The organism is Chryseobacterium vrystaatense (assembly GCF_000737765.1).
GTDB classification, from domain to species: Bacteria; Bacteroidota; Bacteroidia; order Flavobacteriales; family Weeksellaceae; genus Chryseobacterium; species Chryseobacterium vrystaatense.
The window spans coordinates 139,488-156,011 of record NZ_JPRI01000003.1; the positions used below are offsets into that span (position 1 = coordinate 139,488).

The following is a 16,524-nucleotide window of genomic DNA, read 5'->3' on the forward strand; positions in this document are numbered from 1 at the left end:
TACTTTTCTTACAATTCACCAGGAACGGGCTTTAGCCCGTTTTCAAAATTTTAATCATCCAATGGCTCTTGCCAAAATATAAAAATCAGTATCGGAAAATGTCAAAAATAGAAATAGCGTGCTTCAACCCGGAATCAGCAATCACAGCCTTCGAAAACGGAGCTGACAGAATAGAATTATGTGATGGATTAAGTGAAGGTGGAACAACTCCTGATTTCGAAACCGTAAAAGAACTCAGAGCAAAAATAAATATTCCAATTTTTGTAATGATTCGGCCCCGGGGTGGAGATTTCACCTATTCAGATGCCGAATTTGAGCAGATGAAAAAAGAACTGGCTCAGTTGAAATCTTTAGAAGCAGATGGTTTTGTCTTTGGGATCTTAGATGAAAATAATGAAGTAAATTCAGAACAGAATACCGCATTGATCGAACTGGCCCATCCTCTTCCATGTACTTTTCACCGTGCTTTTGACAGAGCAAACGATCTTGAAGGTTCTCTGGAAAAAGTAATCAGCTGTGGTTTTAAGACCATCCTTACTTCCGGGCAGCAACCCAACGTATCAGAAGGTAAGCAAAACCTTAAAAAACTGGTTGAAATTTCTGCGGGAAGAATTGAGATTCTGGTGGGAGGAGGACTTCGTTCTGTCAATATTGGGGAAATCAGAGAATTCACAAAGGCAGGTTATTTTCATTCTTCAGCCATTACTGATGGAGGAGCGTTTGCCAGTGCAGATGAAGTCATTGCTTTGAAAAGTAAATGATTTTTTTTGCAAATATTTTATTTATTGAACTCGAAATATTAGGGTGAAATAGATAACACACGCTAGTCAAATCTATGCTGACTGAATTTCTTTGCAGTCTTAGATGATACAGTATAAAATAAATTTTTGTCAAAATGCATTTTTTCATTAAACGCAAAGTTTTTATTTAGAGGCCACTCAGTTTTAAGGGAAGCAAAGATTGCGACGACGTTGCTGATTAAGCGAAATGGATATAACGTGCGCTTAGTCGAATCAATGGTAATTGATTCTCTCTTTGCAGGCTTAAAGTATACAGTTTAAGAATAAATCTTTGCGTCAAAAAAACGGGAGAACAGAAAATAATTTGTCATGATAATGATCAAAAACACAAATGAATGACAGAAAACGAACTATCTTATAAAATAATAGGAGCTGCAATAGAAGTTCATAGAAATCTTGGTGTTGGGTTATTGGAAAATGCCTATGAATCAGCATTAGCTTATGAGTTGAAGCAACAGGGAATGAATGTAAAACAACAGATATACCTACCTTTAACGTATAAAGAAATTACAGTCGAAAAAGGATATAAAATTGACTTAATTATAGAAGACAAAGTTATTGTAGAAGTAAAAGCTGTACTGGAATTACATCCTGTTTTTTACTCCCAGGTATTGACATATCTAAAACTGACCAATATGAAATTGGGGCTTCTTATCAATTTTAACAGTGAACTCATTAAATATGGAATTCACAGAATTGTAAACAAACTTATTCATGAATAGATCTGTCCTTTTTACTTTCCTTTTTATTCAGAATATTATGTTGGCGCAGCTGGCAGAACGAAATCTGTCTTCGGAGAAGTGGACATTTAAAAATACAAAGGAAAAAAACTGGCTTTCGGCAAAAATTCCGGGTACGGTGCATCTGGATCTGATGGATAATAAGATCATTCCCGATCCTTTTAAAGATGAAAACGAAAAAAAGGTACAATGGATAGAAAATGAAGACTGGGAATATAAAGCAGTTTTTAAGGTGTCATCAAAAGAGTTGAGTAATGATCATATCGATCTTATTTTTAATGGTCTTGATACCTTTTCGGACATTTATCTGAATGGAAAACTGCTGAAGAAAACAAATAATATGTTCAGGAAATGGGAAATTCCGGTAAAAGATTTGTTGAAAGCGGGAGATAACGAACTGAAAATTAGATTCAGATCAGCAGTAAAAGAGGGAAAAGAATTCGCAGAAAAAGTGCCGTTTACCATGCCCGAATCTCCCAGAAGCTTTGTAAGAAAAGCTCAGTATCAGTTTGGCTGGGATTGGGGACCCAGGCTGGTAACTGCCGGAATATGGAAAGATGTGAAATTGGAATTCTGGAATTCCGTAAAGATTCAGACCGTTAAGGATCATTATAACTCTTCACCAGAACTTTTGGATTTCAATTTTGAAGTGGAGATCAATGCTGAAAAGCCGGGGAGTTATACGCTGAATATTAATAAAATAAACAAAACGGTTGCTCTTAAAAAAGGGAGTAACAAAATTAAAATTCCGTATGATATCAGCGGGTTTAAACTTTGGCAGCCCAACGGTTGGGGAGAAGCAAATCTTCACGATTTTAAAATTGAACTTTCTAAAAGCAATAAGGTATTAGATCAAAAAAATATAAGAATAGGACTAAGGACGGTAGAGCTTGTTCAGGAAAAAGACGCACAGGGGAAATCTTTCTATTTTAAAGTCAATGGAAAACCTTTGTATGCAAAAGGAGCAAACTGGATTCCTGCAGACAGTTTTTCACCCCGGCTCACCAGAGAAAAATATCAGAAACTTATCAAAGATGCCAAAGATGCCCACATGAATATGATCCGTATCTGGGGTGGTGGTATCTATGAAGATGATGAGTTTTACAAAGCATGTGATGAAAACGGAATTTTGGTCTGGCAGGATTTCATGTTTGCGGGTAGTTTTTATCCTGCTGATGAAGATTTTTTAACCAATGTAAAAGAAGAGGTCAAAGATCAGGTCAACAGGCTTCAGAATCATCCATCAATGGCTTTGTGGTGTGGAAATAATGAAATTGATGAAGCCATTGTCAACTGGGGCTATCAGAAACAGTTCAAATATTCAAAAGATGATTCCCTTCAGGTTTGGAAAGACTATAAAAAGCTTTTCCATGAAGTCATTCCCAATGCATTACAGGAAAATCTTACGCCTGACAAAAATATCTACTGGCCGAGTTCGCCATCGATAGGTTGGGGGCACAAAGAAAGCCTTACAGAAGGAGATTCTCATTATTGGGGAGTATGGTGGGGCGAACAGCCATTTGAAATCTACAACGAAAAAGTAGGCCGCTTTATGTCCGAGTATGGCTTCCAGGGCATGCCAAGCCTGCAGGCGGTACAATCTATGTTTTCCGGAAAGCCGGATCTCAACCTTCAGAATTCCACGGTAAAAGCTCATGAAAAGCATGGCCGAGGCTGGGAGATTATCAATGAATATATGAAAAGGGATTATAAAATCCCTGCAGACTTTGTACAATACAATTACATTTCCCAATTGCTGCAGGCGAGAGGAATGAAAATTGCTGTTGAGGCCCATCGCCGTGCAAAACCGTACAATATGGGAACCTTATACTGGCAGCTGAATGACTGCTGGCCGGTGGTTTCATGGTCTTCCATTGATTATTCAGGAAACTGGAAGGCGTTGCAGTATCAGATGAAAAGAAGCTTTGAACAACAGGTTATTCTAACTGATGAAAAAGATGGGAATTTACATTTTTACGCTGTTAATGATGGAATTAAGAATTTTATAGATGTCAATGTAGAGATTAAAGTTATAAATTTTGATGGAAAGGTTGTAAAAGAAACAAAGGCTTTTTCAAAAGAAAAAACATTGGAAAGTATTTTACATTTTGATCCCATTGAAACTCAAAATATAATAGCTGAATCCGACAGAAATACAACCTTTTTACAGGTTATATTAAAAGACACAGAAGGAAAAACGATCGCTGTCAATAATCATTTTTTCGCCAAACCTAAAGATCTGCAGCTGAAAAAGCCTACTATAAAGATTAAAAGAACGGCAGCAGACGAGATTGAAATTTCCACAGATGTATTGGCAAAAGATGTTTATCTGATTGGAGACATCCATTTCAGTGATAATTTCTTCGATCTTCTTCCCAATACTTCAAAAAGGATCAAACTGTCAAAACCTCTGAAAAATATTGAAGTAATGAGTCTTTGGGATACATTACAGAATTAAATCAGAAATACAAATCAACAAATATGCATCAGCGTCTGAATTTGCAACAGACAAAACCTACGAGATTTCCAGTATTAAACATCCCATAGCAGCAATCTCATGCATAAAATTTCATCGAAAATAAATCCCTGCGCATTATAACATAAAGCAGAAAAGAATAGAGTCTTTGCGACATTCCAACAAAAAAGCCTTCCGTAATGATTGGAAGGCTTCTTTCTATATAGGATAATGTGGTGCTGGTTGATTACTGAACATAGGCTACATAACACTCATTAATGGCTCCGTTTGAGGTTTTGGCAAAGAATGAATAGTCGATCCAGAAATGTCCGCTGCTTCCCCATGATGATCCCCATGAATTCTGAACTTTAAATGCCTGCTTACTGTCATCATACCCGATAACGCAGATCGCATGTCCTCCATAGTTCTGACCGGAATGGGCTCTCCATACCCATCCTGTGCTTCCCATATTGTAAAAGCTGTCATCCACACTTACCGCAATGATAATAGGAAGGTTCATGCTTAAAAGATTTTTCACACCGGTAATATCCGTTTTATTCACTGTTCCCCAGCTGGTAAATTTGTGTGTACTTGCTGCACTTTTTTGTGTTGCATTGGGTTGGGTAGAACATCCGGCATCCGTATATGGCATCTCATTCCAGCTGCAGACTCCCTGATTTTTAATCAGGTTGAGTCCTGCTGTAACATATGCTCCCTGTGCACAGGTACCTACTTTTATCTGGTTGTACACATACTCCGGGCTTCTGCTTTGCGTCACCCCTTTGAAATTAAGTTCAAGTGAACTCGCTGCCGCATAAGCTGTAGCCCACGCAACGCAGGAACCTTCGGAACCCTGATTGCCAACTGTTGAACTTGGAATAAAATAACTGCTTGGAAGCGTGTTTTTGGCAGCTTCAGAACTTTTACCTTTAAATTTCAGAGTAAGGGCGTTTACATCTGCCTTTTCATAGGAATTAAAGGTTTGCTCATCCACAAGCTTAGCTCCCAAAGAATACTGCTGTTGAGGGCTTTTTTCCGGATTTTCATTAGAGATGTCCTCATTGGAATTACAGGACGAAAGAAATAGCACGCTAAGTGCTAAAGACATTAATTTACTTTTCATATTAAATATTTTTGTGGTTTGTAAATGTAATACTTTATTCAATATTTTGTGATTTATTTTGTAAAAAATATTGAAATTTAACACAAGTCCTTTATCTTATCGGATGATTAGATTGGAATAGAACATTCTGAAAGCTTGATGATTATTAGTTTGATCTCTCCAAATACATTTTTAAATGGTTGCAGAAAAAAATAAATATTTGTGCTTAAAAATTAATTTTTTACAGCAAAAACTGAAAAATCAGCCGTAACTTTGCCTCTCATTTAATAAACATTATGGTAAATTTTGTTCTGATTGCAGTGTGCATTATCGCAGGAATGGTATTCAAAGCAACAAAATCTATCCATCCAGATGCTCACAAAGGTATCAATACCTGGATTCTTTATCTTGCCCTACCTGCAGTTTCCTTTAAGTATCTGCCTAAAGTGAAATGGACCACAGAAATGCTCTTTCCGATTGCAGCTACCTTTCTGATCTCTGTTTTCTGTTTCTTCTTTATCATGTTTTACAGTAAAAGCAAAGGCTATTCAAGACGTTCAAGAAGTACCCTGGAATTGACAAGCGGATACAGCAACACCTCTTTCATAGGTTTTCCCCTAATCAGTGCTTTCTATGGTGAAAGCCTCTTAAGTATAGCCATTATCTGTGATCAGACTATGTTTTTTGCCCTTTCTACATTAGGAATTATTGCAGCAGTGAAAGGTGGAAGCAGATCCGGAAAAGTAAGTGCTCTGTTTATTTTGAAAAGACTGATTACTTTCCCTCCATTAATCGGGTGTATTGCAGCTTTGGTACTGTCGCAGTTCATTGACTTCACTGCCGCAGAGCCCTTTTTCGATAAACTGGCTGCGACGGTAAGTCCATTGGCTTTATTCTCAGTAGGACTTCAGCTGAAATTCAACGGATGGAAAAAACTGATTCCACAGATGTCTGCTTCCATGCTGTACAAATTGATCTTAGCTCCGGCTATTGTTTTGGGATTGGCTTTACTTTTTAATATTAAAGGAGATGTAGCAAAAATTACGGTATTTGAAGCTGCTATGCCCACGGTTGTTACTTCAAGCATCATTGCAGAACAGTTCAGGTTAAATACCAAACTCACCAATCTCATCATAGGTTTCAGTATTCTCGTAGGATTCATGACCTCTGCTGTCTGGTATCAGATCACCGAATGGCTTTTCTAAATTAATGGACTGAACTTTACCAAACAGACCAGGGAACAGTCTCCAGCCAAATGAGTGCCTTTAAAAAACCACATCATATTATATCTGAAGTGACCTTTCACCGATGAATGGTTAATTTTCTCCATCTGAATGAGATCTTCATCCACATTTTGTTGTCCCGAGACCGTAGGTAAAACAAATCTATTCAATAGAAACGGGCTAAAACCCGTTTAATTTTTAATAATAAAGAAAACGGCTTTAACCAGGTTTAAATTTCATCACAGATCCTCACAAAAGCAAAAGACAATCTCAATAAAAAATTGCAGTTCTCTAAAGAAAAATCTAATTTTACACTTTAAATATTTCCCTTGCAGTACGCCCAAATCGTTTTACCGTTGAACTTAAAAGGATCTTTTACATATAAAGTTCCTGAAGAACTGATGTCTGATATAAAGACAGGAATGAGGGTGCTGGTGCCTTTCGGGGGCAAGAAAATTTATACAGGAATTGTTTTTGAACTTCATGACAATGCTCCTGAAAATTTTTCAGCAAAAGAAGTCATCAGTATTTTGGATGACCAGCCGATACTGCCGGAAGAGCAGATCGATTTCTGGAACTGGCTCTCAGATTATTATCTTTGTAAGCTGGGTGAAATCTACCGTTTTGCATTTCCTTCCTCCTTAAAACTGGAAAGTGAAACCTATTTAAAATTAAAGCCTAATACAACAGTTGATTTCGAGAATCTTGACGTTAATGAAATGTACCTTATTCAGGCGCTGGAAGTACGTCAACTGATCAATCTTACGGATATAGAAGCATTTATTCCTAAAAAAGATATCATCAAAACGATCAATTCCCTGATCGATCTGCAGTATATCGAAATTGACGAAAAAATAGCTGAAAAATATAAGGCCAAAGAAGTAGCCTATGTAAAAATCAATGATGAGGTTTTGGGAAATCAGAATCTTACAGAGATTCTTGTGAGACTCAACAGATCCTCGAAGCAGAAAGATCTGTTCCTGGCTATTTTGGAAAAACAGACCGAACATCCTGAAGTTCCTATCAGGAAAGCAGAACTTTTTGAAGACGGATATTTCGGAAGTTCACATTTTAAGGGACTGGCAGATAAGGGTCTCGTCGAAGAATACCTGATGCAAAAGGATAGGATCGAAAGTTATGAAGGCGAAATTGAAGAGCTTGAGGAACTTACCGAACAGCAGAAGGAAGCAAAAAATGAAATCGATGAAGCCTTTGAAGAAGGGAAAAACGTTCTGCTTCATGGCGTGACTTCCTCTGGAAAAACCCATATTTATTTAGAGAAGATAGATGAATGCATACAGGAAGGGAAAAATGTTCTGTTCCTGCTTCCTGAAATTTCTCTCACCAAACAGATTACCCAAAGATTAGAAAAAAAATATGGCAGGCAGCTCGGTTTCTATCATCAGAAACTGACTGATTTTGAGCGGGTAGAAGTATGGAGAAGAATTAAGCATAATGATATCAAAATACTTATAGGGACGCGTAATGCGATGTTTCTTCCATACAGGAATCTTGGACTTATTGTAGTAGATGAAGAACATGATTCTGCGTACAGACCGAGAGAAGCATCTCCTAATTTTAATGCAAAAGATGCTGCGCTTGTTTTGGGAAATATGTACGGAGCCGGAGTGATTCTGGGATCAGCAACTCCCTCTGTAGAAAGTTATTACAATGCCAGAAAAGATAAAATAAAATATGTTTTCCTGAATGAAAGATTTGGGAATGTGAATCTTCCGGAATATGAACTGATCAATTTTAAAGAAGCTCAGGAATCTAAAAAAGTTTCGGGAAACTTCTCCTTACATCTGATTGATGAGATCAAGAAAACCCTGGATGAAAAAAATCAGGCTATTGTCCTTCACAACCGCCGTGGCTATGCCAATGTTATAGAATGCGAAAGCTGTGGCTATGTCAATTACTGTTCAAACTGTGATGTGGTTATGACCTATCACAAGGCTGCCAATGAAATGAAATGCCACTATTGCGGGCAGAGAGCCTCAAAACCGAGAAGCTGTCCGAAGTGTCAATCCGAAAAACTGAATGAAAGGGGAGTGGGCGTGGAGCAGATCCATGAAGAAGTGTCCAAGCTGTTTCCCGATCATGTTGTAGACCGGATGGATGTAGATTCTATGCGTAAAAAATTTGCATACGAAAAACTCTATGAAAAGATTGAAGATGGTGAAACAGACATCGTTGTCGGAACTCAGATGATATCTAAAGGACTTGATTTTGACCATATCGAACTGGTGACTATTCCCAAAGCAGATTCCTTACTGTATGTACAGGATTTCAGGGCAGAGGAAAGAGCCTATCAGCTCATTACACAAGTGTCAGGAAGAGCAGGAAGAGTTTCAGGGAAAGGACGAATTCTGATTCAGACGTACAACCCTGATCATTCCGTTTTTCAGCTGATCAAGATGAATAACCCGGCGAAAATCTATAAATATATCCTTACTGAGCGTCAAAAATTCCATTATCCGCCATTTACCAAGCTGATCATGATCGAGCTGAAACACAGGAAAGAAGATAAAGTAAACAGGGCTTCTCAGTTTTTAGGCTCTATTCTGAGGAAATATCTTCCTGAAGAATGTGTTTTGGGACCCGAAAGAGCTCCGATTGCAAGGCTCAATAATTTGTATCAGTTCCAGATTATGCTCAAACTTCCACGCGGAAAAAAGTATGATGAATTCAAAAAAATGGTTTTGCTGAGTTTGAATGAATTTGATGAAATCACTGCTTATCAAAGTATTAAAAAAGATGTTTTAGTGGATTTTTAACATTTTTTAACAAACTTTAGGCTCTTTTATAAGACATCTGTAGCCCTTTATCTGACAATAATTTCTACTTTTGGTCGTTGATTAAGTGTTTGGCTCTTTAATTGGATGATTTAACTTATCATTTTTTATAGCGTCAAACTATAGAACAAAAAAAGATAGATGGTAAATTACAGAAAATATATTTCAAGTGCAGCGGTATTGGCTTCTGGGTTTTTCCTTGCTCAATCTACCGTTTCTACAGTTCTTTACTCACAGGCATACGACAGTCAAAGAAGTACTTTGAATCTGCCTTCTCCGGTTACTTCAGTAGCAGAGAGGACTATTTTGTCAGCCAAAGAGCTTGTAGACATTAATGTAAACACAATGATGGCGGATCCTGTGCTGAAAAATGCAACGTGGGGATTCGTAGTGTATGACCCGAAAACGAAGAAGGTAATCTCTTCGTACAATGAAAACACTCCCTTAGTACCAGCTTCAACTACCAAATTGTTAACAACGGAAACAGCATTAAACCTTTTAGGTGAAAACTACCGTTGGATGACGCAGCTGGAATATTCAGGGACTGTTGATGAGAATGGAGTTTTAAATGGAAATTTGTATCTGATAGGCAGCGGAGACCCTTCTTTAGGAACCAATAAAGCAGGAGCGTGGTCTTACAGAGACATTATTTCAGACTTCATGGGTGGACTTTCACGCGAGGGAATCAGAAAGGTAAATGGTGATATTATCATACAGACAGCGCTTTTCAAAGGCAATATTGCAGTGCTTCCGGAAAATGTTGTATGGCTTGAAAACAATAATTATTATCTGCCCGTAGGAACTACCCGCGAGATCAATCCGGCTAATGAAAAGCTGATCGTAAAAAAATCGGGATTTTCTTCCGACAAAAAATATTTCTATGTTTCGCCTTATGTAAAACAGATGGTATATGCAGAAAAGTATGAAGGAGATGGGACTTTGACAACAAAACTTCCTGATGCTCCGGCTTATCTCGCCAATACTTTCAGAACAACATTGGTAAAAAGCGGAATTGGAGTGACAGGAAAGGTAATCCCAAAAATGACAGATGCAGCTCCTGAAGCCAGAAAACTGGTAGCAGCATATAAGTCTCCTACATTGGGTGATATTGTATTCTACACGAACCAGCACAGTGATAATTCTCTCGCAGAAGCTTTATTGAAAACAGCTGGTTTCCAGAAAATGGGAGATCAGACTTCAGAATCCGGAAGGATGGTCGTAACAGAACACCTTAGGAATGAAAGCTTCGATATGATGGGGCTGAATTATATGGATGGAAGCGGACTTTCAAGAAGTAATAATGTAACACCGATTTCACAGGTGAAGTTTTTGACTTCTCTAATGGATGAGAAATATTACAAAACGTATTTCACTTCACTTCCGGTAGGCGGACAGTCAGGGACACTGAAAAGGATGTTCATCGGTACCGGAAACGGACAGGTTTTTGCAAAAACAGGAACTTTAAACAAAGTTAAAACCTTAGCAGGATACCTTAAAACCAATTCAGGAAAAACACTGGTGTTCTCTTTAATGGTCAACAACTATTCAGGATCTGTAGACATGGTTAAGAAAAGAATGGAAAAAATTCTTGAGCCTGCTCTCGATCTTTAAACAATATTTATTTTAATTCTAAAAACCTTTTAATCAATGATTAGAAGGTTTTTTTTATCTTTGGTTATATCTAATATACTGTGTATGAGAAAATTTTATCTTCTAATTCTGGGCTTTTTGATCTTCCAGCCATTCCATAGCCAGGTACAGGAACAAAATATTGAAATGAAAGGACTCATCACAAAAGAGATGAATGCCTTTTCAAAGAAAATGATCACCTATAACACCAATCCCAATACTTTAAATTATGATCTTCAGTATCAGAGGATGAATGTTAGTTTAGATCCTGCAGTATACAATATTTCAGGTTCTGTCACTTCTCATTTTAAACCCAATCAGAGTATGGGCAGCATTTATTTTGATCTGTCTGATATTCTGGTGGTATCTCAGGTGGAGTACCACGGAACTAATCTGATATTCCAGCAGCTTCCTACCAAAGAGATTAAAATAGATTTTCCGGCCTCAATTCCAGCCAATACCCTGGATTCGCTAACGATCCATTACTCAGGTGCTCCTTCTGCTGGAAATGCTTTTACCACAACCACCCAGAGCGGAACACCTATTTTGTGTACGTTAAGTGAGCCTTACGGTGCGCAGGATTGGTTTCCCACAAAACAGAGCATGAATGATAAGATCGAAAGATTTGATTTTAAAATCACCACACCATCACAATATAATGTGGCTGCCAACGGAAAACTGATGTCTGAAACAACACTTCCGGGTAGTCAGAAACTAACATTTTGGAGAACGGCCTATCCTACAGCGGCTTATCTGATCGCGCTTTCTATCACCAATTTTGTGAAACTCAATGATACGATGGGTAATCCTCCGTTTCCATTTGTGAATTATATTTATCCTTCCACACAGGCGAATGCAGCAAGTATGGCTAATATCGAATGGACCAAGCAGATCATGAATACTTTCGAAACCTATTTTGGACCTTATCCTTTCCGGAATGAAAAGTACGGACATATGGAGTTCAAGTTCAACGGAGGAATGGAACATCAGACCATGTCTTCTATGGGAAGCTGGAGCAAAGGACTGATCGCCCATGAGCTGGCCCATCAGTGGTTTGGGGACAAGGTGACCTGTGGTGCATGGAACGATATATGGCTGAATGAAGGATTCGCCACATTCGGAGCTGGTCTTGCCAATGAGAAATTACTCATGACCCCTGCGGAATTTAAGAATTTTCTCTTGGGAGAAATCAACAATATTACCTCTGCTTCGGATGGTTCTACCTATGTGCCTGATTCAGAACTTGCCAGCGTAAGCAGGATATTCAGTAACAGGCTTACCTACGCAAAAGGAGCCTATATTTTGAGAATGATCAAGTGGATCCTGGGTGATGATGCCTTTTATCAGGCGGTAAGAGATTATCATGGGAGACCCAATTTAGCATACAGCTATGCGAGAACGGCAGATTTTAATGCCTCACTCCTTCAGTCTACAGGAAAAGATTTTACGGGATTTTTTAATGACTGGCTTTATGGTGAAGGTTATCCAACTTATACCACCAAATGGAAACAGACCGGAAATAATATTTTTTTCAAAGTTTCACAGACGCAGAGCAATGCTTCAGTAAGCTTTTTTGAAATGCCATTACCGGTTAAAGTAAATGGAGCAGGGGGGCAGACTGCTTATTTTGTGTTGAATAATACTTCCAACAATCAGGGTTTTTTAGAAGCTGTTTCCTTTCCTGTTACCAGCGTTGAATTCAATTATGATTATCAAATCCTGGAAAAAAATTCAATAGTTGTTCAGGATAATACGTTAAGCGTATCTTCTGTGGAGAAGGATGATTTTGCTTTATATCCAAACCCTGCAAAAAATGAACTCTATTTAAAAGGTGTTGACAGGTCTGTAGACTATTCAATTCATGCTGTAGATGGTAAACTGGTAAGAAAAGACAAATATGTGCCAGGAAAAGCAATCGGAATTTCAGAACTGGTTCCCGGCACCTATATTTTTTCAGTTAAAGAACAATCTGTTAAATTTATAAAACACTAAATAAATACATTAATTATGTATTTATTTTTAATAAAATGCATAAATAGATTTTAAATTGTTAAAATAAAACATATTTTGTTCTTGCTTATGATTAAATAAAATGATGTATTATTTGAAATAACATGAATTAAATATTATAATATATCACAAATTGATACTATTTTTTAGGTAAATATAATTGTTTATGAAAAAAAACCTTTTAATCAATGATTGAAAGGTTTTTGTTTATATTTATGCGCATAATTTTACCGTAAATGAAAACACTTTATCTTTTGATTCTGAGTCTGTTGCTTCCGCAGGTAGTTTACAGCCAGAATAACCACGATCATAATATTGAGAAGAAAGGATTGGTTGCACAGGAAATGAAATCCTTTGCAAAAAAAATGATCACTTACAACGTGAATCCCAATACTTCAAACTATGATCTTCAATACCAGAGGATGGATATTGCTCTTGATCCTGCAGTCTACAATATTTCAGGGTCTGTGACTTCTCATTTCAAACCAAATCAGATGATGAGCAGTATTTACTTTGATCTTACAGATGATCTTACCGTCTCTCAGGTGAAGTACCACGGAGCAGATTTAACGTTTCAACAGCTCCCTACAAAAGAAGTAAAAATAGATTTTCCAGCTTCTCTTCCGGCCAATACACTGGATTCTCTGACGATTAATTATTCAGGGGCTCCTGCTACTACTTATAATGCTTTTTTTAATGGTAATCAAGGCACACAGCAAACACCAGTTCTTTCTACATTAAGTGAGCCTTATGGCGCGCAGGATTGGTTCCCAACCAAACAGAGTCTTAATGATAAAATTGAAAGATTTGATTTTAAAATCACAACTCCATCACAATATAACGTAGCAGCGAATGGTAAGCTGATGTCCGAAACGACACTTCCGGGAGGAAAGAAACTGACTTTCTGGAGAACGGCTTATCCTACAGCAGCGTATCTTATCGCACTTTCTATTACCAACTTTACAAAATTAAACAGCACCATTGGAAATCCGCCTTTTCCGTTTGTGAATTATGTATTCCCTTCTACGAATTCCAATGCTGCAAAAATGGCCAATATAGAATGGACGAAACAGATCATGACCATATTTGAAGAGTACTTAGGACCTTATCCGTTCCGTAACGAAAAATACGGACATATGGAATTCCAGTGGGGAGGCGGTATGGAACATCAGACCATGTCTTCTATGGGTACCTGGGGAAGGGATATTATTGCCCACGAACTGGCTCATCAGTGGTTTGGAGACAAAGTAACCTGTAAAACCTGGAATGATATCTGGCTGAATGAAGGTTTTGCAACGTTTGGAGAACATTTGGCAAACGAAAAACTGTTGATGACGAATGCTCAGTTTATGAATTATTTGGTTGGTGAGAAAAGCACAATTACAAGTAATCCGGGAGGAAGTACCTATGTTTCAGATGCTGAACTGTCCAATTCAAACACGATCTTCAGCAGCAGACTTTCGTATGCCAAAGGAGGGTATATTGTAAGAATGATCAAATGGATCTTAGGAGATGCAGCTTTCTATCAGGCGGTAAAAGACTATCATGCAAGACCGAATCTGGCCTATGGATATGCAAGTACGGCAGATTTTAAGGCTTCATTTCTACAGTCCAGCGGAAAAGACCTTACCGAATTTTTCAATGACTGGCTTTATGGACAGGGATACCCTACCTATAACATCAAATGGAGACAGACCGGAAACCAGATCTTCTTTAAGGCCGGACAGACACAAAGTAACGCTTCAGTAAGCTTTTTTGAAATGCCGTTACCGATCAAAGTAAACGGAACAGGAGGTCAGGTTGCTTATTATGTTTTGAACCACACCACAAATAATCAGGGTTTCCTTGAAACAGTACCTTTCCCTGTTGCCAGCGTTCAATTCAATTATGAGCATCAGATTTTAGATAAAAATTCAACGGTGGTTCAGGATAATACGTTGAGCGTATCTTCTGTTGAGAAAGACGATTTTGCACTGTATCCGAATCCTGCTACAAATGAATTGTATTTGAAAGGACTTGACAAGCAAGCTGAATATTCAATCCATTCTATTGATGGGAAACTGATCAGGACAGATGTATATCAGCCAGGAAAATCAGTTGGAATTTCAGACCTTGTGCCGGGGACGTATATCTTTACGGTTCAGGAGAAAAATATTAAATTTTTAAAACATTAAAAAATATTTTAAATAATTAATGGAAACGGACTTTAAGTCCGTTTTTGTTATTTTGAAATTAAAACTTTAAACCTATTACAAAAACTAAAATCCATGAAAATCTTACTTGCTTTTTGTCTTTTTGGAAGCACAATGCTGTTCTCGCAACTGGAGAATTGTAATCTGGAAAAATCTGAATTTATAGATGTCCGTGCAGTTGATAAAAATGATATCCTGTGTATTGCTAAAAATTCCGGAAAACCCAATACCGTCTTTTATACGCTGGCCAGCTGGTGTAAACCTTGTATAGAACATTTGCCTGATGCACTGAAACTTGAAAATGATTTCAATACTCAGGTATATATAGTTTTGGTAGAATCTGAAGACAATATGAAAGTGAAATTGGCTATGAGCATTGTTAAAAAAAGATCTGAACTGGCTAATATGTTGGTTTTAAAAAATACAGTGTATGGAGACGCTGTAAAAAAGCGGAACAAAATTTTTGCAAAACAAATTACTCCGCCAAACTTTGAAACCATTCCTGATTTTTCAAAATTTATTGTAGTGAACAATCAGGGAGAGGTAAAGATGGTCACCAACTGGAAAGATTATAGAAAATTGGATAATAAAAATAAGGAGGGTGTTCAGGAGATGCTATCACATACAGTAATTCCATTGTTAAAATAATTTTAAGATTAAACGTATAATGAATCAGCTTTCAGATCAGAAAGCTTTTTTGTTTTCTTACTGCGCGGGCAGCTCTTACTCTCGCGGTTTTTGCTTTATATCTGAACCACCTTTCCTTGAAGATTCTGCGCATGATATTATCAAAATTGCGTGTGACCACCATATTTTTGAAGCCCCGCCATTTTTCAAGAAGACTGGATGGAAGCGCTCTTACAGAAACAGAATATCCTTCAGTTTCATATTGTATATAATGCCACCATCCGGAAGGGATATAAAGGGTTTCGCCAGGCTTTAGTACAGCTTCGTAACCATCTAAATAGAGCAGGGCAGGGAATTCTCTGTAATCAGGATCTTTGATATTAGGGAGACTGTGAAAGTTGTAGGGTAGTTTATACATCAGATCCGACTGTTCCCAGGGGAAAAGCCAGATTCTTTTGATTCCGTGGAACTGGGTGATAAAAACATGGGACATATCAATATCAATATGATTTCTGGTGATGGAACCTTCACCCCCGAAAAACATGAAAGGAAGCCATTTTAGTATTTTTCCATTCGTAACATCATTATAATAAAGGTCTTCTTTAAGTTCCGGTTTTATGGTAAGCAGATTGAATAAAAAAAGGCGGTGTTCCGTTGGAGCTGTGCTTATCAGATCCAGATATTCTGAAAATGTAGTCTGTCCGACAGGACTGCTTGCCACTTTATCAAGAGATTCCAGCTCGCTTCCGTAGATATTCACTTTATGATTGCCTGCGATTTCCTTGAAATACTCATAATTCCATTTTTTGAAAGCAGGACTTTCCGGATCTACAAAATCTTCCATAATAACGGGAAGGCGCGGTTTCATATGTTTACTGATAAAGTTTCTGGAACTTATTCTGTTTACTTTTTCTATCGGAGTCAGTCTCATATTCCTCAGTTTAAAAAGCA

11 protein-coding genes are annotated in these 16,524 nt (G+C 37.7%); 9 read left to right on the forward strand and 2 right to left on the reverse strand.

Annotated features, from left to right (window positions below; genetic code table 11):
* The first annotated feature begins 98 nt into the window (after positions 1-98).
* The 3 genes from IW16_RS09895 to IW16_RS09905 all read left to right on the forward strand — a co-directional run bounded on the left by IW16_RS09895 (position 99) and on the right by IW16_RS09905 (position 3,998).
* Positions 99-761 carry a copper homeostasis protein CutC gene (locus IW16_RS09895; RefSeq protein ID WP_034743178.1) on the forward strand — a complete coding sequence of 221 codons (663 nt, stop codon included), beginning with the start codon at positions 99-101 and terminating at the stop codon, positions 759-761.
* 374 nt (positions 762-1,135) lie between these two features.
* The gene (locus IW16_RS09900) at positions 1,136-1,522 is read left to right on the forward strand and encodes a GxxExxY protein (RefSeq protein WP_034743180.1); all 387 of its coding nucleotides are present in this window, start codon (positions 1,136-1,138) and stop codon (positions 1,520-1,522) included.
* A complete protein-coding gene (locus tag IW16_RS09905; protein ID WP_034743183.1) occupies positions 1,515-3,998 on the forward strand; it encodes a beta-mannosidase in 2,484 nt (827 codons plus the stop codon). The genes IW16_RS09900 and IW16_RS09905 overlap by 8 nt, the downstream gene beginning before the upstream one ends.
* Before the next feature lie 244 nt (positions 3,999-4,242).
* Here the strand turns inward: IW16_RS09905 and IW16_RS09910 are convergent, their stop codons facing one another.
* A complete protein-coding gene (locus tag IW16_RS09910) occupies positions 4,243-5,118 on the reverse strand; it encodes a C1 family peptidase (protein ID WP_051890078.1) in 876 nt (291 codons plus the stop codon).
* 275 nt (positions 5,119-5,393) lie between these two features.
* On the opposite strand from IW16_RS09910, the gene IW16_RS09915 reads away from it, so the two are divergent.
* The 6 genes from IW16_RS09915 (at position 5,394) to IW16_RS09940 (ending at position 15,594) form a co-directional block, all read left to right on the forward strand.
* Positions 5,394-6,302, forward strand: a complete 909-nt coding sequence (locus tag IW16_RS09915; protein WP_034743185.1) for an AEC family transporter — start codon at positions 5,394-5,396, stop codon at positions 6,300-6,302.
* Positions 6,303-6,649: 347 nt separating this feature from the next.
* Positions 6,650-9,097 carry a replication restart helicase PriA gene (gene priA, locus IW16_RS09920; protein ID WP_034743188.1) on the forward strand — a complete coding sequence of 816 codons (2,448 nt, stop codon included), beginning with the start codon at positions 6,650-6,652 and terminating at the stop codon, positions 9,095-9,097.
* A 159-nt stretch (positions 9,098-9,256) separates the two neighbouring features.
* Positions 9,257-10,726 carry a D-alanyl-D-alanine carboxypeptidase/D-alanyl-D-alanine endopeptidase gene (dacB, locus tag IW16_RS09925; RefSeq protein ID WP_051890080.1) on the forward strand — a complete coding sequence of 490 codons (1,470 nt, stop codon included), beginning with the start codon at positions 9,257-9,259 and terminating at the stop codon, positions 10,724-10,726.
* 84 nt (positions 10,727-10,810) lie between these two features.
* Positions 10,811-12,736 carry a M1 family aminopeptidase gene (locus IW16_RS09930; protein ID WP_034743191.1) on the forward strand — a complete coding sequence of 642 codons (1,926 nt, stop codon included), beginning with the start codon at positions 10,811-10,813 and terminating at the stop codon, positions 12,734-12,736.
* Positions 12,737-12,990: 254 nt separating this feature from the next.
* The gene (locus tag IW16_RS09935; RefSeq protein WP_034743194.1) at positions 12,991-14,928 is read left to right on the forward strand and encodes a M1 family aminopeptidase; all 1,938 of its coding nucleotides are present in this window, start codon (positions 12,991-12,993) and stop codon (positions 14,926-14,928) included.
* Between the two features lie 93 nt (positions 14,929-15,021).
* Positions 15,022-15,594 (forward strand): hypothetical protein, encoded by a 573-nt coding sequence (locus tag IW16_RS09940; protein WP_034743197.1) that lies wholly within the window; start codon positions 15,022-15,024, stop codon positions 15,592-15,594.
* 31 nt (positions 15,595-15,625) lie between these two features.
* Here IW16_RS09940 and IW16_RS09945 read toward each other — a convergent pair whose 3' ends face one another.
* Positions 15,626-16,504 carry a cupin-like domain-containing protein gene (locus IW16_RS09945; protein ID WP_034743201.1) on the reverse strand — a complete coding sequence of 293 codons (879 nt, stop codon included), beginning with the start codon at positions 16,502-16,504 and terminating at the stop codon, positions 15,626-15,628.
* Positions 16,505-16,524 lie beyond the last annotated feature (20 nt).

What these genes read in the sequence shown, in the direction of transcription:
- IW16_RS09900 (WP_034743180.1), top strand. Translation starts at nt 1,136, where the DNA reads ATGACAGAAAACGAACTATCTTATAAAATAATAGGAGCTGCAATAGAA.
- dacB (WP_051890080.1), top strand. Translation starts at nt 9,257, where the DNA reads ATGGTAAATTACAGAAAATATATTTCAAGTGCAGCGGTATTGGCTTCT.
- IW16_RS09905 (WP_034743183.1), top strand. Translation starts at nt 1,515, where the DNA reads ATGAATAGATCTGTCCTTTTTACTTTCCTTTTTATTCAGAATATTATG.
- IW16_RS09940 (WP_034743197.1), top strand. Translation starts at nt 15,022, where the DNA reads ATGAAAATCTTACTTGCTTTTTGTCTTTTTGGAAGCACAATGCTGTTC.
- IW16_RS09935 (WP_034743194.1), top strand. Translation starts at nt 12,991, where the DNA reads ATGAAAACACTTTATCTTTTGATTCTGAGTCTGTTGCTTCCGCAGGTA.
- IW16_RS09930 (WP_034743191.1), top strand. Translation starts at nt 10,811, where the DNA reads ATGAGAAAATTTTATCTTCTAATTCTGGGCTTTTTGATCTTCCAGCCA.
- IW16_RS09910 (WP_051890078.1), bottom strand. Translation starts at nt 5,118, where the DNA reads ATGAAAAGTAAATTAATGTCTTTAGCACTTAGCGTGCTATTTCTTTCG.
- IW16_RS09895 (WP_034743178.1), top strand. Translation starts at nt 99, where the DNA reads ATGTCAAAAATAGAAATAGCGTGCTTCAACCCGGAATCAGCAATCACA.
- IW16_RS09945 (WP_034743201.1), bottom strand. Translation starts at nt 16,504, where the DNA reads ATGAGACTGACTCCGATAGAAAAAGTAAACAGAATAAGTTCCAGAAAC.
- IW16_RS09915 (WP_034743185.1), top strand. Translation starts at nt 5,394, where the DNA reads ATGGTAAATTTTGTTCTGATTGCAGTGTGCATTATCGCAGGAATGGTA.